Source organism: Arthrobacter sp. MYb229 (assembly GCF_002975405.1).
Classification (GTDB): Bacteria; Actinomycetota; Actinomycetes; order Actinomycetales; family Micrococcaceae; genus Glutamicibacter.
Genome location: NZ_PCPS01000009.1, coordinates 1 through 20,086, shown reverse-complemented (window position 1 = coordinate 20,086; position 20,086 = coordinate 1). Strand labels below are relative to the sequence as shown.

Below are 20,086 nucleotides of genomic sequence, written 5' to 3'. Positions count from 1 at the left end.
CATGGAGATGGCTGCAAGGCCAGCCGTTTGCCCAGATGACTTTTCGAGAACCGAAAGATCCCGCGAGAAGAGGAACTCATGAGCAACGAATCAAGCTGCTGCGGATGCAGCTCGAGCGATGAAGAAGCAAATAGCAATACAACAAACACGGAGGACATCATGAGCAACGACATCACCTTGAAGATTGAAGGCATGACCTGCGGGCACTGTGTTTCGTCAGTGACCGAGGAACTCCAAGAGATCCCTGGTGTCAGCAATGTCGAGGTTGACCTCGTCGTCGGTGGAGCCTCTACGGCTACCATCGCCACCAACAAACCAGTCGAGAACTCGATTCTCGAAGCGGCCGTCGCCGAAGCGGGCTACAAGCTCGTTTCCGCGGAAGCCTAAATACCGGCCCCGAGACGGGGCGCGAATAGCTATATGTGCCCGTCTCCGGGAGTGAGAAAGAAGTGGAATCATGAGTAACGACACCGCATTCCCCACCAATCAACGCATCGTCGAGTTGGATATTCAGGGAATGACCTGTGCTTCCTGCGTGGGTCGAGTCGAACGCAAGCTGGGGAAGCTGGAAGGCGTGGAAGCGCTGGTGAATCTTCCGCTGGAGTCCGCTCGCGTGACGGTTCCGGAAGGCGTAACGGACGAAGAGCTGATCTCGACCGTCGAATCCGCCGGCTACAAGGCCAACCTCAAGGTGGACCAATACGCAGAGCAGACAGCCCGTTCGCAGACCGAAACCGCGCGAACCTCCACTGCAGCAGCATCGCTTGAGCCGCCGCGCAGGAACAAGCCCGCCGCGCAGGCAGGCCAGGACCTGAAGACACGCCTCATTGTCGGCGCGATCTTCACCGTGCCGCTGTTCATTATTTCCATGATCCCCGGCGCTCAATTCCCGCATTGGGGTTGGGTTGCGCTGGCGCTTGCCACCCCGGTGACGTTCTGGTCAGCCTGGCCGTTCCACCGTGCCGCTGCCATCAACGCGCGCCATCTGTCCTCCACCATGGACACCCTGGTCTCAATTGGTGTACTTGCGGCTTACTTCTACTCGCTGTGGCAGCTGATTGCGGATCCGAATATCACGGCCCACGTCGGCATGGCCATGAGCGAGCATGCGCTGTACTTCGAGACCGCGGGTGTCGTGGCGACCTTCCTGCTGCTCGGCCGCTGGTTGGAAGCCCGCGCCAAAGTCCGGGCCGGCGACGCGCTTAAGACCTTGCTGGATCTAGGCGCCAAGGAAGCCACATTGATCCGCGAGGGCGTCGAAACCAAGGTTTCAGCGGCCGAGTTGCTTCCTGGCGATGAGTTCATTGTGCGCCCCGGCGAAAAAATTGCCACCGACGGCTTTGTCGTCTCGGGGCACTCGGCGGTGGATACCGCATTGGTTACCGGAGAATCGGTGCCCGTGGAAGTCGGCCCGGATGACACCGTTACCGGTGCAACAATCAACACCTCCGGCGTACTGGTTATTCGTGCTACCCGCGTTGGCAAGGACACCACGCTGGCTCAGATGGGACGCCTGGTATCCCAGGCGCAGACGGGCAAGGCGCCGATCGCTCGACTTGCAGACCGCATCTCCGCGGTCTTCGTGCCGATTGTGCTGGTCATTGCGCTGTCCACCTTTGTTCTCTGGCTATTGCTCACCGGTGATATGGGCTCGGCCGTCGCTGCCGCGGTAGCGGTGCTGGTCATTGCTTGCCCTTGTGCCTTAGGCCTGGCGACTCCTATTGGTTTGCTGGTGGGTACCGGACGCGGGGCCCAGCTGGGCATCCTGATCCGTGGACCGCAAGTCCTGGAAGACACCCGCAAGGTTGACACCGTGCTGCTGGACAAGACCGGCACCGTGACCGAGGGCAACCTTGCGGTCACCTCTACAACCCCGGCGTCGGGATTTGACGAAGAAGAGCTGCTGGCACTGGCCGGCGCGGCGGAAGCGGGGTCTGAGCACCCGATTGCCCAAGCAATTGTCGAAGCGGCGCGTGCCAACGCTTCCTTGGCCGTGGCTACCGGGTTCGTCTCCGCCGCCGGTGGCGGCGTGCGAGCAACGGTGGGTGTGCACACCGTGGTGGCCGGCCGGGAAAGCTGGCTGAAGGAAAATGGGATTGAGCTAACCGATCGGCAGCTCGCGGATCTTGCAACCGCGCAGAGCAGTGGCGCGACCTCGATTATGATCGGCGTGGATGGAGCCTTTGCCGGATTCGTCAACCTGACCGACACCATCAAGGAGTCCTCGGCTGCCGCCATTGCAAGGCTCAAGGGACTTGGGTTGCGCCCGGTATTGCTCACCGGGGATAACAAGGCGGTAGCGCAGCAAGTTGCCGCCAAGGTTGGTATCGCGCCGGAAGACGTGTTCGCGGATGTCTTCCCCGAAGGCAAGGCTCAGGCCGTGCGCCAGCTGCAGGAGCAAGGCAGGGTCGTGGCAATGGTCGGCGACGGCGTCAACGACGCTCCGGCGCTGGCTCAGGCAGACCTTGGCATCGCGATGGGTTCCGGGACGGATGTGGCGATCGAAGCAGCCGACGTCACCATCATGGGCAATGACGTCGAGCAGGTTGCGCAAGCTATCGAGCTTTCCCGCAAGACACTGGGAACTATCAAGATGAACCTGTTCTGGGCGTTTGTCTACAACACCGCTGGTATTCCGGTGGCAGCCCTGGGGTTCTTGAATCCCATGATTGCAGGTGCCGCCATGGCCGCCAGCTCAGTGCTGGTCGTCGCGAACTCGCTGCGGCTGCGTGGGTTCGGACGAAAGCAACGATCAAGCTAGGCTTCGTTTCTAGGCCAAAAACATGAATGCCGGTGTTCCTCCACTAGCGGAGGAACACCGGCATTCTATGTCCGATGAGGTAAGCATCGGATTCCCAAAATCGGTGTTGCCGCACTAAACACGGATGTACGCGGCACCGTCGATTTGAGCGGTGGCTAGGCGCGCCACCGCGGCGCTGACAATTCGAACGCCGGCTGCCAGTCCTTCGCCGTCAACCGCGGCCGAGCGCAGGCTGTTGGCACAGGCACTCACGATGAACCCGGCATCCACTAGCGAAACCACCTCTTGGGCCAGCTCGCTCCCGGTGGCCAGGAGCGCTACCTGCGGGCCCTGGACCACAAGCTCGATGGTCCAATCGGGGAGCTCGGCTCGGGCGTTGCGGGCGACGCGCGCAGCCATCTCCAGATTGGGCTGCGGGGCTTCGCCGGTACCGGCAAGATGGAGCAGGAGATGGTGGTTCATGGTGTTCCCTTCGTGGAAGTGGACTGCGCCGACCGAGCGCTAGCCGATGCCGATAAACGGCGAAGAGCTTCTGCAACCCACCAGGCGAAGAAACCGGCCGCGGCCAGAGTGATCCAGATCCACGTTGGTATGGCCGCGTCGATGTTCGCGGCAGTTGTAGAAATTCCATCGAGGATGTCGTGCGGCAGCAGCTCGCCGGCGGTGGCCAAGCCGCCGGTGAGAAGCATCGCCACACCGACGAGCAAGGTGACTGTTCCGGCGATCAGGGTGTTGCTGTGCAAGTGCAACCGGCCCAGCCGAAGCTGGCGGCCGCGCATCCACCTCCAGCGCATTCCGCCATACTTCTTGACGGCCCATGCCAGAGCGATGATGGGCAGTACCGTGCCAGCGCCGTACACGGAAAGCAGCAGGCCGCCGGCTAGCGGGCTGCCCGAGGTGAGGACCAAGGTCAGGATTGCGCCAAGGACCGGTCCGGTGCAAAAACCTGCGACACCGGCAACGGTACCCAAGAGCGCTGCACCCCATAGCGAGCCCGGAGCGCGTGGTTGGCGTACTCGTGACGGCAAGAATCGCGCGGCGTCAAAGCCGCCGCCAAAAATCTGTAGTAGTCCGAAGGCCACTATCACCCATGCGGCGATGACAATGAGCAGCCCGCGGTCAACGGCAAGGGCGCCGCCGAGCCACCCCATGCCTAGGCCAAGTGGTACCAGCGTGGCTAGCGTGCCGACAAGAAAGGCCAAGCCGATGGCGCCAAGTCGCCGGGTGGAAGTCGCTGCATGGGCAAAGAACGCCGGCAGAAGCATTGCATTGCAAGGGCTAAATAGGCCGAGCAGCCCACCGACAAAGGCAAATAGGATTCCGGCCTCCACTATGGTTGCTCGGCTTCGGCCTTGGCGAGCTCTGCCTCGATTGCCGCCTCGAAGTTGGCCAGTGGCTGGGCGCCGACGAATGGTGTCCGGTTGATGAGGAATGACGGTGTGCTCAATACGCCCAGGGACTGGGCTTCTGCAATATTGCGCTGCACTGCGTCCTTGACCTGGGCGCTGCCCATGTCGGTGACGAGTTTGTCGCCCTCCAGCCCCAGGTCTTCGGCGATCGCAAACAGGGATTCATCGGTGAAGTCTTTTGCCGCGGAGATGTTCCCGCCCTGGGACAGGCGATGGTGGAAGTCGATATAGCCGCCTTGCAGTGCGGCTGCCTGGCCAGCCTGGGCGGCCGTCAGCGAGGCCTCGCCGAAGATGTCCAGATCTCGCCACTCGATCCGCAGCTGCCCGTTGTCTACGTATTTCTCGGTGAGTTTCGGCAGGGTGCTATCGGTCCACTTGGCGCAGAACGGGCATTGGAAATCTGAGTAGGCCACCATGACGACGGGGGCGTCGACCGACCCCACGGCAGTTGGATCCTTTGGATCCAGGCGAGAGACGTCGGGAAAGGCCGGCGGTGCCGCGGGCGTAGCGGGTGCTTCTTGGATGCTCTCCGCTATCGCCGAAGGTGCCTGCGCCGATTCTGGAGCTTTGCCCGGTATTTGGGACCAAATCAGCAAGGCGACGACGATGACGATCGGAATGGGGAGGAGCCAAAACCACGGAAGCCGTTTCCCCTTTGGTGTCCTCGAAGCGGTTTCATTCGTGCTCATCATCTATATTTCCTTCCCTGCCGTCAGGGCGCCAATACTTACTACTACGTTGATTAGTAACAGTACGATGGGGCATAGTAATAAACAAATGCCGGCGGAGCGACCGCCTGCGCTCGGTAAGGAGCTAGGTTGCCAGCGAACGAATGGGTGAAGGGGTTTATCAGTCGGATTCCTTTGTCGGGACAGGCCTTGAGCTTATGGGGGACTCGGCAGTGGCTGGCGGCAATCGCCGCCACCGTGGCGGTAGGAGTGCTTTTGGGGCTCGCAACAGTCTTGATTCCCAACGGCATCTTCACCCGCGAGATCCCCGCGACCCTGTGGAATTACCCAGTGTGGATCGCCACCTCGGGACTCTCAGGACTTCTCTTGGCAAGCTACGTCAAAAATTCAACAGAAATGAATTCAAGTGGTTCCGCGCAGAGTCAGGATCCGGCAACTCGGTCCGCCGAGAAACGGCAAGGAAAAGAAGAAAAAGCGACTTCTAGGCTAGGGCTCACCGGCGGCGTTCTGGCTTGGTTCGCCGTGGGTTGCCCGGTCTGCAATAAAATCGCCCTCTTGGTCTTAGGGTATTCCGGAGCAACTACGTACTTTGCTCCGTTGCAGCCTTGGCTGGCAGGCATCGCAGTGGCATCAACGTTCGTTGCTTTGATTTTCCGGCTTTCCGGCCAAGTCCAGTGTGCTGTACCTGCGCGTCCACGCGTATCGATTGGAGGTCTTCCTCGATGACCAGTGACTCTGTGCCGCCGTCTTTGCCCTTCAGCGTGGAGCATGCCCCGCAGCTCGGGTCCCTGGAGCGACGGGTGATGAACATCTTATGGCGCAGCGGCCAACCGCACACCGCGCGTACCGTACTCGAAATAATGGATGCGGAAGAGGAGGTCACACCTGCTTACACCACGGTCGCCACCGTGCTTGGGCACCTCTTCGACAAGGGACTGCTCGCGCGCACGCTGATCGGGAGAGTCTGGACATACGAGGCCACGCTGACCGGTTGCCAGTTTTCTGCAGCGCATATGGTCCGTTCGTTAACGGAGACGAACAATAAGGAGAACTGCCTCGCGCGGTTCGTGGGCTTGCTTGATGGGGCAGACCGCGCACTCCTGGCGGCGCTGCTGGATGATGCTCGGGACTAGGCGACCAGCTTTCGGCCATATGCAAGATGGGGGATCGCTTCGTAGTCTCCAGGGCAGCCGCCGGCTTCTTGCCTAGGCCAGTGAGAGGAATAATTTCTCCATGTCGGCTCGGTCTAGTTCCGGATTTTCGGATTGCAGGCACTGCTCCAGTCCGGTGGCGATGATGGAGAACCCCGCGCGGTCAATCGCCTTGGAGGCGGCGGATAGCTGCGTGACCACTGCGCGGCAATCGCTTCCCTCTTCCAACATGCGAATCACTGCATTGAGCTGACCCTGTGCCCGCTTGAGCCTGTTGATTGCGGGCTTCATGGTTTCGACTTCAAGCTGCATGGAGGGATCCTTCGGGGTCGTAGTTCAGTTCAGTCTATACCCCTAGGGGTTTCCCTGTCGTGGTTGAGTCCATGCTTTTAAATACCCCCTAGGGTATGTGCAATACTGGATATGCTCGCGGAGATACCCTCGAAAGTGCTACTAAGTTTAGGAAGTGTAAGCATGTGCCGTGCCGTCAATTGTCGCCTATGCCATAAAACAACTTGGGCCGGCTGTGGCCAGCATGTCCAGCAGGTCATGGCTCATATTCCACAAAAAGAGCGCTGCAGTTGCGACCCAAATGCGCCGAAGAAATCACGCTCCGCCCGAGGATTCTTCTCACGCCTTTTGGGTCGGTAGGTGAACGGGGCAACCAGTAATCTGGTGTCAGGTCAAGGGCGAAGGGGCCGTGTTCGAGCCCCCGCAGATCCAGCTCGGCTCCGGCCCTGGTGCTGGAATTGCCTGTGGCAAGGCGTTGGGCGCCATCTAGTCGTTCATTGTTGAATGCAATCGAAGCTTCTCTTGGTAGGGAACTAGCGTGGCGCTGACGACGGAATCGGTTTAATCGCGATGCTGGGCGACGGCCAGCCGGATCTTCAGGCCTGTTTTGTCCATTGAAGTTTTGGTCCTCGGGCCGGGATAGCTTTGAGTCGGACTTTACAATTCGATGTGTCCGCAGGGCGAACACGATGCGGGACGCTGCGCCCCCTGGAATTGGATGACACCGCCTGTGCTCAGCATTGCGTAACAGGTTTATCTGCGGACATTCGGAATGAAGGTTTTAGCCATGCTGGTAGTGATTCGTGGAAATTCGGGGTCTGGTAAGAGCACCATTGCGCGTTTGCTCCAGACCAAGCTCGGGGCGCCGACAGCGGTACTTCAGCAGGACCACTTCAGACGGGTCATCTACCACGAGCGTGAAAACGAAAGCCTAGCTCACAAAGATCTACTCGAAATGGCGGCTACGTATTGCATAGGTCGTGGCCACAACGTGATTCTGGAAGGAATCTTCAACGCCTCCCGATATGGCGAAATGTTAGAGCGCGTGGCAGAACATGTTGATGATGCCCGGTTCTATGCTTTCGACCTGACGTTCGAGGAGACGGCTCTACGGCATTTGAGCAGGGCAAAGGCCACTGAATTTAGCATCGCGGATATGCAAAGTTGGTATCACGGATGGCAGCCCTTGTCGTTTGTTGCAGAGCAGCGAATTCTGGCTGACGAACACCCTGACGAGATCGTTGAACGCATTTTGCATGGCCCTGCGCTTTAGACCCTAGGGCTCACCTTATGCCGGATCCATACGCGGAAATGCATTCGGTACACGGAACGTAGGCGAGAATCGCGAGTCACTTCCAGGGAGCGTTTCAGCCCAACGAGTCTTGTAGGCTCATGACTATGCCAATGCCAGTAATCAACTCCGGCCTGACGTCTATCGTTGACTTTGCGATCGCGGATCTTCCACGCAAGGCGCGTGGCGCGCGTCGAAAAGTCGTCGAAGAAGGTTCCGCCCACGTTGTTGTTCTGCTGGAGCAGCAGGCCGCTATCAGAATCGCGCGAGACAAATTTACCGGCGATCAAATGTGTCGGAGGCAAGAGCTTGTCGACATGATTCCGCGCGATATCGGATTGAATCTGCCCTGGTCGATGGGGCCGGTTATCGAGGTTGACGGCATATCAGCTGTCGCGACGGAATTCATCCCGGGACGCCCATGCCCCGCCGGTGAAGGTTCGCCGGGCGAAATCAGGCGGCTGCTGGATTTGGTGTCCTCCATAGATCTGGTGCCGTTGCGTTCTTTGTTGGCTGAGCCCCTGTCATTTTGCGGAGGCTCGGACTGGCATCGGGTTCAAATCGATGAGGTCCTTCCAAGGATTGAACCACAAATTCGAGCGTTGGCTGGAGAAGCGGTTGAAGCCCTTGCCGGAATCAGTGCTGAGGATCGAGTCTTCTCGCATGGGGATTTGGGCGGCCATAATGTCTTGTGGGATCAAGGACGTGTATCCGGCATTCTGGACTGGGATTTGTCTTCCGGGAGCGATCGTTCAACTGACCTCGCCAGTATGGGAGTCTGGCATGGGTGGGAGAAGCTATCGAAGATTTGCTCCGCCGATCAAGTGCAACGGGCATTGATTCGGAGGAATACCTTCCGGCTTCAACAGGTGGGTTTCCTGATAGTCTCCCAACGCCCAGAGCCTGAGATTCTCGCCGCGGCCGACAATGCATCCAGATGGCTCCGAGAGAACCTTGCCTAGGCCGACACCAGCTGGATGCACAGCGTAGTCGGTGCCTGAAGAAGTCATCGACAGTATGCCTCCAAATCAATCACGGTTTTTCCTCGGATGCATTATGAGTTCTGCGGAATAGCTCCAGTTGTCCGGGCGAATTATGATGGAACTAACCTTTTTTCGACTCCGCGCATACGCGCAAAGCAGCGTCGTTGGACGGGCACATTGCCGGAATCAGAACGCAGCCGCCGTGCGTAAGGCACCTGAGCCTGAAGCGCTGAATGTCGAGACTGGTGACGGAATCGATTATTTGTCTTAGTCCAACAACCGGGGCGAAAACAGGCCCGGAGCCACGATGATCCCGAAACGAGTGGAAACATCCACGGAACCATTCGACAAGTCTTAAGGGATGCGCTGCCACCGGGGTGCAACATGGTTTTTCGGTAATCGATTCTGCTCGACGATCTTTTTGATTGAACTCAACGAGAACTCCATTCCGAGGACCAAGAATATGCACCCTAGTAGTGGCTCGGATCCGTTCGTGTTTACGTTTCACAGGCTAGTTGGCTCAGAACAGCACGAAGCCGTCATTCGAACGCATTATTCGGATGACGGCTTCACCGCGGTGCTCGTGCCGAACTGCTTCAGCTGCTTGGCCGGAAGCATTGCGGAACTCTTTGATCACTTCTCGTAGTAATGCTGAAGCATCCGCAACACGGCTCGGTATCTGACCTCGTAATTCTCAGCAGAATTATAGATCAGCTCGACCTGGAGGCTGTCGACCACCGCCAGATACGCTTCCGTCAGATCGCGCGTTTTCTCGTCTTCCTTGGCCGCAGCTGACACGAATAGGGCTCGCAGCTCGTTTTCGAAGTTACGATATTTGCCAATGATCTTTGCTTCAAGTGCATGCGGCGGGGCATACACGGACCGCAGCAGGAATCGGAAGTTCACTGACGCTGCATACCTCGCGGAAAGTGCCTCCAAGTACTCGATTCCCGGCATTTTCCCGTCCGCTTCGCTAGCGAATGCAGCTTTCGCTGCGGCCTCCTGGTCGGCAAATGCCAAATCCAGAGTCTGCTCGTATAAGGAATCCTTATTGGAGAAGTGCGCATACAGTGAGGCCTTGCGCATGCCTGCGCCTTCGGCGATGACGGTGAGTGATGAGCCATCATAGCCATGTTGCGCAAAATGCTGGGCAGCCACTAAGCAGACGCGTTGGGCTGACGGGGACAGGGGTTTTGCCAATGAAACCTCCACAAGTTCAGGCTTCTGCTAGTGACTTCCGAGATCGGTGATCGCCGGGGCGCGCTTAATGCTCACTCCTACGATGATAAAGGCTACCAAGGAGATGCCCAGAAGGAATCCCAGCCATGCCCCCGTGGATATCCCCACGGCAAGCCCTGCCAAGGGCGTAGCCGCCGAGGAAATGATCAGCTGGAAAGCTCCCAGGAGCGCAGCGGTTGAACCAAGCGCAGTATTTTGCGAAGCCATTGCCAAGGCCATCAACGTCGCTTCGGCTATTCCGACTCCGAGGAGTGCAACAAACATGCCGATGACAATGCCTGCGAGACCCAACCCAATACCTGAGAGAATTAGGCCGATCAGCGCGCCGAGTGCGATCAAGATAGTGCCAATGACGCCGAGTTTGCCGGCGCCGAATTTACCTACCGTGCGCCCGGCAATAATTGCACCGAACATCACGGCGAGCCCGGTTCCACCGAAAACAAGGCCAAAGGTATCTGAACTGAGACCAAACTCCCCCTGGTAGATGAAGGGCGCCCCGCCGATGTAGGCGAAGAGGAAAAAGAACACTGCCGAGAGGCCTAAGGCCGGTAGCAGGAATTGCCCATCCCGTGCGATGCGTCCGTAGGTGCGCATCACCTGGCCCAACCGCAACGACGTTCTGGATTCAGCTGGAAGTGTCTCGCGCAAGCTCACCGTTGAGTTCGCAAACGCGATTGCTGCCAGCCCCGCCAAGACCAGAAGCACAGCACGCCACCCGAAATGCTGGTCGACAAAACCACCGACCGTGGGAGCCAATACCGGAGCCAAGCCTTCGATCGTCATGAGCAATGCAAAGAGCTGCGCGGCTCGGACACCTTGCGCTGCGTCTCGAACCATACTCAGGGCCACGACTAGGGTAAGGGCAGCTGCCAGCCCCTGCAATGTGCGCGACATTAAAAGTATGCCCATTGATGGGCTCATGGCAGCCCATACGGAGGACAGCAGGAAAACGATCAGGGCGGCCAGCAGTGGCCGCCGGCGCCCGAAAGCATCAGTAATCGGCCCGAATACCAGCTGGCCTGCACCCATGGCCAGCAAGTAAACGGTTAAAGTGAGCTGGCCTGAAGCCGCTGTGCCGTTTAAATGCTCCACCACATCGGGCAAGGACGACAGGTACATATCCGTGCCTGCCGGACCAAGAACTGTCACGAGTGCCAATGAGATAGCAAACCATGCACCCACCTTGAGGGGGCGGGAAATTGTAGTAGTCATGCAAACGCCTTCTAAATCAAGAATCTTGCCTACCTATCGGTAGGTAGGTTAAAAAGTATCTGAAAATGTTCCAGATGGCTACCTCGAAACCGAAAATGTGAGGAGTGACGCACGGTATGAATTGGTTGGATCGATCAGGGGGAGTGGCGTAGTAAAAGTGCGGCGCTCGCCGGATGGATGGGAGCTTTTCCATAGTCGGCATCACACCATGCCGGGTGTACTGTGAATCGCAGAGATCAATGGCGGGATTCTCGAAAAGCTATTAGGTGGCTCGTGCTCACTGTTGTCCGGTTGGCGATCGGCACCTGAAGCGATGGGATACTGACAGTTTGCCGGCCCGTGCGAGTTCCAGCCGCGCGGGGTTGCCACGAAGTCGAAAGCCGCACGGTCGGCGAGCAGGAAGCGGGTGGAGTGCATGGCTAGTCGAATTGCGGACATCGTGATCAAGGCACGGAATCCGGAGCGCTTGGCTCGTTTTTGGTGCGCGGCGCTCGGCTACCGGATCACGGGGTCGGACGCGACGGGAGTCGCGATCTCCGGGGCTCCGAATGCCCCGACGATGCTGTTCCTGCGTACGGACGACGTCGTGCCCAGAGCCGAAACGTTGCACTTCGATCTGTGTCCGACAGATAGCGGCCAGGCGGAAGAACTGGAACGGCTCCTGTCGTTGGGGGCCATGTCGACCGATGTGGTCCCGTCGGGCAGTTGGCACGTTCTCACTGACCCGGAGGGCAACAAATTCTGCCTCATGGCCAAACGCATCGCACCGGAGCCAGCGGACTTCCATGATTCATGACGCCGCAACGGGCCGGCGGCGGTGGCTAGGCTGCCTTCGCGAACCGGCAGCCACGGTGATCGACCACCCGGCATGGTTTTGTGAAGTAGGAGAAAGCCTGACTGCTCAAGCGGCTCCCGAGATGCGGCTCATAAAAGTCAACTTCCAGCGATTCTTCGTCCATGCTTGGCGCCAGAAAACAAGTGCAGAGTATACGGAACCCTCACCAGATGCGATTCTACGGTTCAAATAATTCATGCGACCTAGGCAACTGGTTGTTCTAGAGCTCCACCGCACAGCCTTGTATCTTGGTGCCATGCGCGCCATAGGAACTGACCACGCCGAACCACGCGCCTCGGTGAGTTCGCCCTGCTATCGGGTCAATTTTTGCTCGCAACTGCACCCCGGGAATGCATGGAATCTGGATGCCTATGCGCTCGTTGAGTTGCAGGACGTATCCCAGGCGCTCCGGTGAGTGGACGAACAGGCGGAAGGACGCTTGTTCGAGTTGTTCGTCGAGATGGGCTTCGAGCGGGAGGGGACTTTCGGCATTCCGCGAAAAACCGGATAGTCCGCCTGATGGGAAACAACCCCAATGCCGGGAAACCCGTAGAGATGGGAAGCATCAAAAAATAGGAAACGAACCCTCGGGCTGGCTTTACCGCCGGCCAAGAAACCTTGCTCGTCAAATACGGCGTCAGGCCATGTAGGACTGGATCAACAGTGGGATGGCAGTCAGAATTGAATAGAACGAGAGGGCGGCAACGGCGTATCCGATCACGAGCGCAACGATTGCGAGCCAGCGGCCGCGACCGCCCCGTCGGGTGATCTGGTTTAGCGAAACGTGGCCCGCGCCCACCGCAAAGATCGCCAGACCCGAGTTGCCAAGGAACCACATGCTCAAAAGGGTTAAGGCCGCAAGGGCCAGGGCCGTGACGGACAGCTTGTTCAGTGGTTCCGAGCCCGTGTGTGGCGACACGCTTTGCGTTGCCATGGTTCCTCCATCGTTTGCTGTTAGTGCTGAGCCTAGACGTTGATGCACTCGAAAAGCCAGCGAGGTAGCTGAAGCTTCTCTGCCCGTCGGAGAGGGCCGCCGAAGACGGAGGAAGCGGCAGCCAATGGTGGTTGCCATCAACTCTCGAATCGAAACCCTGTCCATGCTCGCGTTGGTTTGCTCCGGCACTATTGAGTACTTATGGTCCGTCGTGGAAGGCGGTGTTCTGTTTCCTGAACGGCAACGTGATTTCCTTTTTTGCAATCCGTTTGAAGGGGCGCTGGCTTAGACCGCACCAATATTGGTGCTCCATATTGATTTGTCCCATAGGACGGTCACTGGTCGGGACCTGGATCCATGGTGCGGCGTAGCCCTGTTTCCGAGAAGCGCTCGGTCCGCTAGCGGCGCCCGCTACGGACACGTTCTCGGGCGAAGCCATCGACGTGCTGGTCCCAGGTGCGATATCTGGACCAACACTGGCGCAAGGAATCTCGACTGGCTCAACGGATATCCGAGCATACTTCCTGGTTTAGGACGAGGGGACTTGTTCAAGAACCGGGTGACTCGCTGGTGGCGAGTTCTTCGGCCAATTCCATGCAGCGCAGGCGGGCCGGGGAGAAATCGTAGGGCATCTTTCCAATAGCTTCGATTGCGCTCATGGTCTCTGGCCCCGTGCCAGGGTCTTGGTCGACTCCGCTCTCATCTTCATCTTCGTTCTCGGGGTGCAACGCGTCCCAGGAGTCGACGATCGCTTCGTCGCTCAGCGCCAGGCTGGAACCCTCGATGACTGCGTGCAGCTGCAATTCGAATGCGTGCCGTTTGGCAGCTACCAGTGCCACACGCGGGTCCTCGGCAGCGATCGTGTCATCGAGTGCCTCCTCGGCGATATCAACACGGTCGGATTCTTCTTGCAGACCCGGGTGGGTCGCTATGGCAATGAAACGGGTGGCTTGGAGGGCCGCGCCGAGCGGGCCGAAGATCCGCTCTGTGACCAGCAGGCTGTCCAGATCCGCCTGGCGCAGGGAGCCCTTGGGCAGGGGCTTGAGGCGGCAGGTGACGAAGTCGGAAAGTAATCCCATTCTGCCATCTGGGGTGCGCATGCGTTGCGCGATAGCGGCGTTTTGCACGCTGTCGGCACCAACAGGAGCCGTGCCGGCAAAGGCGTCACGGATCTCCTCCGAGGCGAACCCGGCGCCGGTCATCTTGTGGATCCACAGCAGCCGGATCATGTCTTCGTAGCCGTATCGGGGGCGGTCATCGCTGCCCCGTTCGGGCTCGGGGAGCAGGCCAATCTCGTGATAGCGACGGATCGCCTGCGGTGTGGTGCCGACGAATGCTGCCGCGTCGCCGATATTGACCTGACGCGGCGGGATAAAGGACAAAGGCAAAACGGGACCTTCCTTAGTGGATCGAATCGTGACGCCAAATGCCTCACCGCTGAAAACTCAACCGCCGGACTGACTCCAAGGGGCAACCACGATCATTGTTTTCCCTGCAAGAACGTGCTCACCTTGTAGGCTACAGCCATTCGCCACGGGGTCGCGGCTGTCAACACGCGAGGCGGTTACAGCGGAGACTGCCTCAAGGTCAACGTATCCACTCGGTTTGGCGGCATTTACTTCCGCACCGCAGTACTCGGATCATTGACCTACATCATCCGGATCTGCCGCCGGCGTCAGCGAAGCAACCTTCCTGTGCCCGCTCGCAGGCCCTTGGGGGAACGCCGGCAGAGGGAACCGTCATCGCGGCGCTGCCCGCCGCGGCATCACCTGCGCCCTGGGCATCCGGGTACGATTTTGGGATGAAGACTGTCCGATTTCCGGTGGCGCAACTCAAGTAGGAAGTCGTGTCCGCTGTCGTTCTCATCGGCTTGTCGGCTTGTCGTTCGTGCCGGGTGTGGCGCAGCAGGGGCTCGAGCTGGCTGCGTCGCCCGATCACCGGCTCAATCCGCTCGGCGTTTGTCTGATCGTGATCCAGGGAGGCTCGGTCGCGATACTGCGCCGCTGGCCGCAGTGGTCCTTGGCGCTGGCCTTTGCGGCGTTCGCGGCGTACCAATTGCTCGGGTTCCCCACCACCTTCGCCGCCCTCGGTCTGCTCGTTGCCCTGGTGGGCGCGGGGCATTGCTCCAGCGGCACCGGATGCTGACTTCGCTGCTCGTCCTAGGCGGCTATGCCGCGCTCGCCGCGGCGCTGATTCCGCTCGACGCGGCACTGACAGTCTCCGACGCGCTGGCTTTCGGAGCGCTTCTGGCGGCGCTGTGGTTCTTCGGCTCGTGGCTCCGATCGCAGGCCGCGATGCGTCGCAGCCGCTCCGAGGCGGCCGAACGGGAGACGATCACGGCCGAACGGGCGCGGATCGCCCACGAGCTGCACGACGTGGTCACCCATCATGTGACCGCGATGGTGGTGCAGGCCGAGGCCGGTCAGTTTCGTCCGAATCTCGATCGGGGGACGCTGGATCTGCTGGCCTCCATCGCCGGAATGATGTGCGCGATCGCCGTTTCGGAAGAAGTATTCTTCCGCGGAGTCGTGTTCCGCCTGCTGCGCGGCCGCTGGGGCACAGCCGTGGCACTTGGCGCCTCGGCGATCCTCTTCGGGCTCGTTCACCTCGTGAATCCGGATGCTTCGCTGCCGGGCGCCTTCGCCATCATGATTGAAGCCGGAATCATGCTGGGCGCCGCATACCTTGCCACCAGATCGCTATGGCTGGCGATCGGAGTGCACTTCGGCTGGAACTTTGCGACAACGGGCCTTTTTTGGATCGATCACCTCGGGTTCCGAGGCCCGCGATTCGCTGGTCACCGCGGTGACCAGCGGACCGGACTGGCTTTCCGGGGGAAGCTTCGGGCCGGAAGCCAGCATCGTCGCCATCTTGGTGTGCTCGGTGGCTACCGTGGTATTCCTGGCCATTGCGCGTCGTCGCGGCCGGCTTTCGCTTCCACGTCGCTGATCGCCCGGGGCCGAATCATTATGCCGGGCCAGGGCTCGGCATTTGACCGAGTGCAGTGATTCGTGGGGCAGAAAAAGTCCTTCATCCAGAAACCCTGGACCGTGCCGGGACACAGACAACCGATCCAGCGAACTGTCTGGCCGGTCTCCCGCGGCCAAGGGCATCGACTGCCGTCCGGTATCCGGCTGGGCCGCCCCGACACGGAGAACCCCCGGTGCGCCAAAGCGGGAATAATAGGGATTGGACTCGAAGTTGCTCATCCGGCGGCTCTGGGAATCCGTTCGGAACGGCTGTAATTAGGAGTGCGAATGCCAAGAGATTTCAATAAGCTACTCGGGGTTCTTGGCGGTTTGACGCTGCTGGGCCTTAATGTCGCAGTCGTAGCATTTTTCTTTCTCTGGCAGATTGCGGACAGCGCCGCCGTCAATCGAATGGAGGCGGCCGCTGGAGTCGATCCCGCCCAGATGCTACCCGATGCGAATCCGTTATGGATTGCAGCTCATGCTTCACTGCTCATGGTGCTGGCCGCTGATGTACTGGCCGTGGTGTTCGCCGTGATGCTGGTGAAAACACTCCACCGTACTCGCTCAGGCGTCGTTGCGGCTTCGGGCCAATCCGTCTTTTAGCGCTGATTTGGGTAGGGGGATTGCGCGAGTTGCCGCTGACAGCTTGGACCCAAAACTTGTAGACGAGCTCGGCGCTCGAACCGCGGAGGCGCTGTGCGGCAAACAGTGTCGGGACAACTAATCGCAGACCATGCCAATTCATTCATTTCGAATCGAGAACCAGCGAGGCGCATTTTTCCAAACGGAACAGTCGCACCGTTCCGGAAGGTGGGCGCTGGCCTGCCGCCGGATCTAAGGTGTGGCATGACCCTGATTGCGATAACTGATCGTTCCGATTGAGGAACCTTTACGGGGGCACCGTGAAATCATCGTTGGTCACAGCGGCCACGCATCGACGGATCAAATCCTGATCTTCACCTTCCTGCGCGCTCGTATCTCCGCACCAGCAAGAACCATCGGAACTGACTGCAGCGAAGTGATTGAACCCCGGGCCTTGCCCGCCATGCCCAACAACAACTGGAGGTAGACCGCGCGTCATAAGTCCCAGCCCGTACCCAGCTTCCGGCGACATTGGATGATTCTGCGGAGCACCAACCAAATGGGTTTTCGACATTGCTTCAGGCAAAGCCGACCCCAGCTCGTTTCGCATGATTAACGCAATTCCACGTGCAGCTTCATCGGGTGTGGCCGCGAAAGTTCCGGTGTACACCCATCCTGGGTGGTAGTTGCGTAGTTCTTCAGTGATCGCGGGATGATTGCATTGTTCCCAATCATCAGGGGAATCAAAAGGAGAGGCTTGAATCCCAAGAGGGCTAAAGATCAAGCTGTCGAGCACGTTGTAAAAAGGCTTCTGGTGGAATTCTTCGAGAGCTAAGCGTAGAAGTAGATATCCGATATTTGAATAGCTAAAACCGCCAGGGTTTTGCACCTCTGCACGCGCAATGATGTCCATTGCGTCCCAAGGTTCTGCGGCGTTCTCTACTGCTGCTCGATAGTCCGGCCAAACAAAATAATCATTGAGCCCGGAACGGTGTGAGAGCAAGTCTTCGAACGACAGAGATTTCAACTGCGCTGGTAGCCAGACCAGGCGATCACCGATGTGTAGTTGCGGATTAAACGTCAAGAGAACAGCGGCGGCGGTGTAGGATTTCGCGATGCTGTAAATAGGGACAGTGTGCTGCATATCTCCATCCTGCCATCAGGCTCGGACAAGAGGGATAAGTGCCCACCTGAATTGATTTCCTAAACGATCGATTTCAATGCGCACAAGAGGAACCTTCACTGGGATACTATTTGATGAGTTCGGCTCAGATTTATTTGTTGACCGTAATTCAGCGATGGAGCAGGTTGAAGTTGGAACCGGCCGTGGTAGGCGAGCTTGCGCAAGCCGATACATACGAGTTGGTGACTAGTGTGACCGCAATCCCCGCTAGGGCGACCGGCATTCTCGATTGGGATTGCTTACTACTCTTGTTTGTTCGGGGTCTGGCTGCCTTTTCGACTAGAGATCAGTGTCCATATGACGTCGATGACGAAGAAGATGACCCATATCTTTCCTGCGCCGTACAAGAAGCTTGGGATTCCTTCGAGCTCGGGTCGGCCTCCGGAGGCGAGGTGTTCGCCGAAGTCGTTGGTGCTGAATGAGTCCACTATCCAGGACATGCCCGTGAAGGCCAGTGCGATCTGAGCGATGGCGAAAATGAGTAGATGCCAGCCGAGGCCAGTGAGTTTGGAGTTATCTGCCTTGGTTGTTGCCATCATCTTTTCCTCTTGGTTATGTTCGGGTTGCCAGGCCTGTGGGCCTGGCGTGTTCATTTCCTCTGAAGTAGAAACAGCCGGTGCTGTCACCGGGCTTGGCTCGTCCCGGGGGACGTTGGCGGCGCCAGAACGACGTACAGCCCACGGCGTGACGATGGCTCCGGCGGCGATGACGCTCGCAAACAGGATGCAGGCAACCTGCCAGGAAGTTGTCTCATAGCTGACGCCAGCCACTAGCGCACCGACTCCGGCACCGGCCAACTTGGCTGACTCGTAGAGCCCAAATCCTTTTCCGCCGCGTTCACGTGCTACCTCGGCGATGACGGATTGCTCGATCGGGATGATAGCTGCCCACGCCGCTGCACTAAGAATCCACAGGGCGGCGATCGGCAAAGGTGAGGGCGCGAACGCTAAAGTGAACGCGAATGTGGCACTGGATAGCGCTGCGATAGCTGCGACTCTGCTCCGTCCGATCCTCAAAGTGATCCGGTGTGCTGGCCCTGGAACCAGGCTTATCACGATGGCGCCAGGCAGGAATACCAGCGCGATGGAAACCACGTCGAGGTCGAAAGCCTTTTGAAGGTGCAGCAGCAACAGCAAGCCAATTGCTGCTTCAGCCAGCGAGGTTAGTGCGGTAGCAACCAGCATTGGTCGTAGTCGCTGCGTCGGGAAGGCTGACTCTGCCTGTTTCGGGGACACAGTGGCGCGTCGAGGTGCTGTTGCGATCATTACCGCAGCGACGAAGCAGGCACCGGAAGCGGCCCAGAAAACACCTTGGAAATTCAGTGAACTGATTAGTGTCAGGCCGGCGACGAAGGCCACCCAAGATCCAGTTTCCTGCCACGTCATCAGCTTGGGAAAGGCAAACGAATCTGTGCCCGCCGATTCGCTCACTATGGCCCGTAACGACACCCAGAACAACGCACCCCCAAACCCACCGAGTGCCGCCGAGATAAAGGCCATTGCCGAACCCGCGGATAGTGCATATCCAGCGCACGAGAGCCCATACAACACTGCCCCAGCAGCTGCAATATTCCGACGTTCCCACACATCGGCCAGCAGCCCGGCGGGAAACCTGGCGGCAAAAGAGACAAAGAGTTCCGCTGCAACCAGTACGCCTATCACGGTCGCATCCAGCGCGAGCGCTGTTCCCGCCCAAAGGGGAATAAGGAAATCCAGCAAGTCTGCGGGGCCACCGACCAGCGCTGCCGACCACCTCGCTGAGGATTGGCGAACGGGAGCGCTCTGGGTAGTTGATGGCGATTTCATATTCAGAGAATACACACGTATTCTGGTGTTTATGAAATCAGGGATAAATAAGCGGGAAGCCTTTGCCGCATCGGTACTGGACCTGATTGTTCGTGGCGGTATCCAAGCTGTCAGTATCCGAACCGTGGCAGCAGATTCGGGCTGGTCCGTCGGGGCCTTGCAAAAGACGTTCTCCAACAAGGAAGCCCTGCTCCGTGCCGCCGTTAATCTGGTTATTTCCAGAGCCGAGGCGCGTATGAATGCTCTCCCTTTCAGTGGAGATGCGGTGGACTACCTGGTTCGCATGGTCGAGGAAACTTTGCCCCTCGACCAGCAGCGCAGAGAAGAGGCCATCGCCTGGAATGCCTTCGCTGCCGAGGCTATCCACACACCGTGGATCGCTGAAATCCTTATAGGCCAGGACAAGCTAGTCTCTGAACAATTGGTAGAGGCCTTGCGGTCTTTTGGTACAGCGCAACCGGAAGCTGCTGCGGCTGGCATCATTGCTATTTCAGACGGCTTCGCGCTCCGGCTTCTATATGACCCGACACAGGCAGCGGAATTCTGTACGGCACTGCGTCCAATCATCAATCATTTGCTCACCATCTAGGCCACCTAGCACGGAATCCCGCAAGCCGAACGCTCAGTTGGACGGTCGACGGAATGAACAGACGCGGGAATTTGAAAGGTTAGCCCGGGTATTTCATGAAGGCCGGTAGTCATTAACTGACTTAAAAGATGAAAAGGTGACCTGAACTGGGAAAATGGGA

General features: G+C 58.7%; 22 protein-coding genes. 12 read left to right on the top strand and 10 right to left on the bottom strand.

Going from position 1 to position 20,086, the window contains the following annotated elements:
* Positions 1–159: 159 nt before the first annotated feature.
* Together CQ019_RS16985 and CQ019_RS16980 are read left to right on the top strand one after the other, a co-directional pair.
* Positions 160–387 carry a heavy-metal-associated domain-containing protein gene (locus CQ019_RS16985; protein WP_105553935.1) on the top strand — a complete coding sequence of 76 codons (228 nt, stop codon included), beginning with the start codon at positions 160–162 and terminating at the stop codon, positions 385–387.
* Positions 388–457: 70 nt separating this feature from the next.
* Entirely contained in the window at positions 458–2,761 is a 2,304-nt protein-coding gene (locus CQ019_RS16980) for a cation-translocating P-type ATPase (protein ID WP_105570228.1), read from the top strand.
* A 114-nt stretch (positions 2,762–2,875) separates the two neighbouring features.
* On the opposite strand, the gene CQ019_RS16975 is transcribed toward CQ019_RS16980, so the two are convergent.
* The 3 genes from CQ019_RS16975 to CQ019_RS16965 are packed head-to-tail and all read right to left on the bottom strand — an operon-like array spanning position 2,876 to position 4,862.
* Positions 2,876–3,223, bottom strand: a complete 348-nt coding sequence (locus CQ019_RS16975; protein ID WP_105553875.1) for a hypothetical protein — start codon at positions 3,221–3,223, stop codon at positions 2,876–2,878.
* Positions 3,220–4,092: a cytochrome c biogenesis CcdA family protein gene (locus tag CQ019_RS16970; RefSeq protein ID WP_105553874.1), complete on the bottom strand. Its 873-nt coding sequence runs from the start codon at positions 4,090–4,092 to the stop codon at positions 3,220–3,222. The genes CQ019_RS16975 and CQ019_RS16970 overlap by 4 nt, the downstream gene beginning before the upstream one ends.
* Positions 4,092–4,862 (bottom strand): thioredoxin domain-containing protein, encoded by a 771-nt coding sequence (locus tag CQ019_RS16965; protein WP_105570227.1) that lies wholly within the window; start codon positions 4,860–4,862, stop codon positions 4,092–4,094. Before CQ019_RS16965 ends, CQ019_RS16970 begins: the two co-directional genes overlap by 1 nt.
* A gap of 126 nt (positions 4,863–4,988) precedes the next feature.
* On the opposite strand from CQ019_RS16965, the gene CQ019_RS16960 reads away from it, so the two are divergent.
* Positions 4,989–5,585 carry a hypothetical protein gene (locus CQ019_RS16960; protein ID WP_105553872.1) on the top strand — a complete coding sequence of 199 codons (597 nt, stop codon included), beginning with the start codon at positions 4,989–4,991 and terminating at the stop codon, positions 5,583–5,585.
* Positions 5,582–5,992, top strand: a complete 411-nt coding sequence (locus CQ019_RS16955; RefSeq protein ID WP_105553871.1) for a BlaI/MecI/CopY family transcriptional regulator — start codon at positions 5,582–5,584, stop codon at positions 5,990–5,992. The genes CQ019_RS16960 and CQ019_RS16955 overlap by 4 nt, the downstream gene beginning before the upstream one ends.
* 72 nt (positions 5,993–6,064) lie before the next feature.
* Here CQ019_RS16955 and CQ019_RS16950 read toward each other — a convergent pair whose 3' ends face one another.
* A complete protein-coding gene (locus tag CQ019_RS16950) occupies positions 6,065–6,322 on the bottom strand; it encodes a metal-sensitive transcriptional regulator (RefSeq protein ID WP_105553870.1) in 258 nt (85 codons plus the stop codon).
* A 766-nt stretch (positions 6,323–7,088) separates the two neighbouring features.
* Here CQ019_RS16950 and CQ019_RS16945 point away from each other — a divergent pair.
* Positions 7,089–7,574 carry a zeta toxin family protein gene (locus CQ019_RS16945; RefSeq protein WP_181148601.1) on the top strand — a complete coding sequence of 162 codons (486 nt, stop codon included), beginning with the start codon at positions 7,089–7,091 and terminating at the stop codon, positions 7,572–7,574.
* Positions 7,575–7,699: 125 nt separating this feature from the next.
* Complete coding sequence (locus CQ019_RS16940; protein ID WP_181148600.1) at positions 7,700–8,554, top strand: phosphotransferase; 855 nt, start codon at positions 7,700–7,702, stop codon at positions 8,552–8,554.
* A 654-nt stretch (positions 8,555–9,208) separates the two neighbouring features.
* Here the strand turns inward: CQ019_RS16940 and CQ019_RS16935 are convergent.
* Positions 9,209–9,733, bottom strand: a complete 525-nt coding sequence (locus CQ019_RS16935; protein WP_181148599.1) for a TetR/AcrR family transcriptional regulator — start codon at positions 9,731–9,733, stop codon at positions 9,209–9,211.
* A 69-nt stretch (positions 9,734–9,802) separates the two neighbouring features.
* Positions 9,803–11,026 (bottom strand): multidrug effflux MFS transporter, encoded by a 1,224-nt coding sequence (locus CQ019_RS16930; protein WP_105553866.1) that lies wholly within the window; start codon positions 11,024–11,026, stop codon positions 9,803–9,805.
* Between the two features lie 415 nt (positions 11,027–11,441).
* Between CQ019_RS16930 and CQ019_RS16925 the strand changes: the two genes are divergently transcribed.
* Positions 11,442–11,822, top strand: coding sequence for a VOC family protein (locus CQ019_RS16925; RefSeq protein WP_105553865.1), 381 nt, complete (start codon positions 11,442–11,444; stop codon positions 11,820–11,822).
* 676 nt (positions 11,823–12,498) lie between these two features.
* On the opposite strand, the gene CQ019_RS16920 is transcribed toward CQ019_RS16925, so the two are convergent.
* Complete coding sequence (locus CQ019_RS16920) at positions 12,499–12,795, bottom strand: DUF4190 domain-containing protein (protein ID WP_105553864.1); 297 nt, start codon at positions 12,793–12,795, stop codon at positions 12,499–12,501.
* 124 nt (positions 12,796–12,919) lie between these two features.
* Here CQ019_RS16920 and CQ019_RS18605 point away from each other — a divergent pair, with 124 nt between their 5' ends.
* On the top strand, positions 12,920–13,084 hold the full coding sequence (locus tag CQ019_RS18605; protein ID WP_181148597.1) for a hypothetical protein: 165 nt from the start codon (positions 12,920–12,922) through the stop codon (positions 13,082–13,084).
* A 259-nt stretch (positions 13,085–13,343) separates the two neighbouring features.
* Here the strand turns inward: CQ019_RS18605 and CQ019_RS16915 are convergent, their stop codons facing one another.
* Positions 13,344–14,183, bottom strand: coding sequence for a MerR family transcriptional regulator (locus CQ019_RS16915; RefSeq protein WP_105553863.1), 840 nt, complete (start codon positions 14,181–14,183; stop codon positions 13,344–13,346).
* Positions 14,184–14,673: 490 nt separating this feature from the next.
* Here CQ019_RS16915 and CQ019_RS16910 point away from each other — a divergent pair, with 490 nt between their 5' ends.
* The 3 genes from CQ019_RS16910 to CQ019_RS16900 all read left to right on the top strand — a co-directional run bounded on the left by CQ019_RS16910 (position 14,674) and on the right by CQ019_RS16900 (position 16,370).
* On the top strand, positions 14,674–14,940 hold the full coding sequence (locus CQ019_RS16910) for a hypothetical protein (protein ID WP_105553862.1): 267 nt from the start codon (positions 14,674–14,676) through the stop codon (positions 14,938–14,940).
* The gene (locus tag CQ019_RS16905) at positions 14,934–15,803 is read left to right on the top strand and encodes a type II CAAX prenyl endopeptidase Rce1 family protein (RefSeq protein ID WP_105570225.1); all 870 of its coding nucleotides are present in this window, start codon (positions 14,934–14,936) and stop codon (positions 15,801–15,803) included. Before CQ019_RS16910 ends, CQ019_RS16905 begins: the two co-directional genes overlap by 7 nt.
* A 249-nt stretch (positions 15,804–16,052) precedes the next feature.
* On the top strand, positions 16,053–16,370 hold the full coding sequence (locus CQ019_RS16900) for a hypothetical protein (protein WP_105570224.1): 318 nt from the start codon (positions 16,053–16,055) through the stop codon (positions 16,368–16,370).
* 286 nt (positions 16,371–16,656) lie between these two features.
* Here the strand turns inward: CQ019_RS16900 and CQ019_RS16895 are convergent, their stop codons facing one another.
* Entirely contained in the window at positions 16,657–17,493 is an 837-nt protein-coding gene (locus tag CQ019_RS16895) for a serine hydrolase (RefSeq protein WP_105570223.1), read from the bottom strand.
* Between the two features lie 281 nt (positions 17,494–17,774).
* Positions 17,775–19,337: an MFS transporter gene (locus CQ019_RS16890; RefSeq protein ID WP_105570222.1), complete on the bottom strand. Its 1,563-nt coding sequence runs from the start codon at positions 19,335–19,337 to the stop codon at positions 17,775–17,777.
* Positions 19,338–19,368: 31 nt separating this feature from the next.
* Between CQ019_RS16890 and CQ019_RS16885 the strand changes: the two genes are divergently transcribed.
* Positions 19,369–19,926, top strand: coding sequence for a TetR/AcrR family transcriptional regulator (locus CQ019_RS16885; protein ID WP_105553850.1), 558 nt, complete (start codon positions 19,369–19,371; stop codon positions 19,924–19,926).
* The last annotated feature ends 160 nt before the right edge of the window (positions 19,927–20,086 follow it).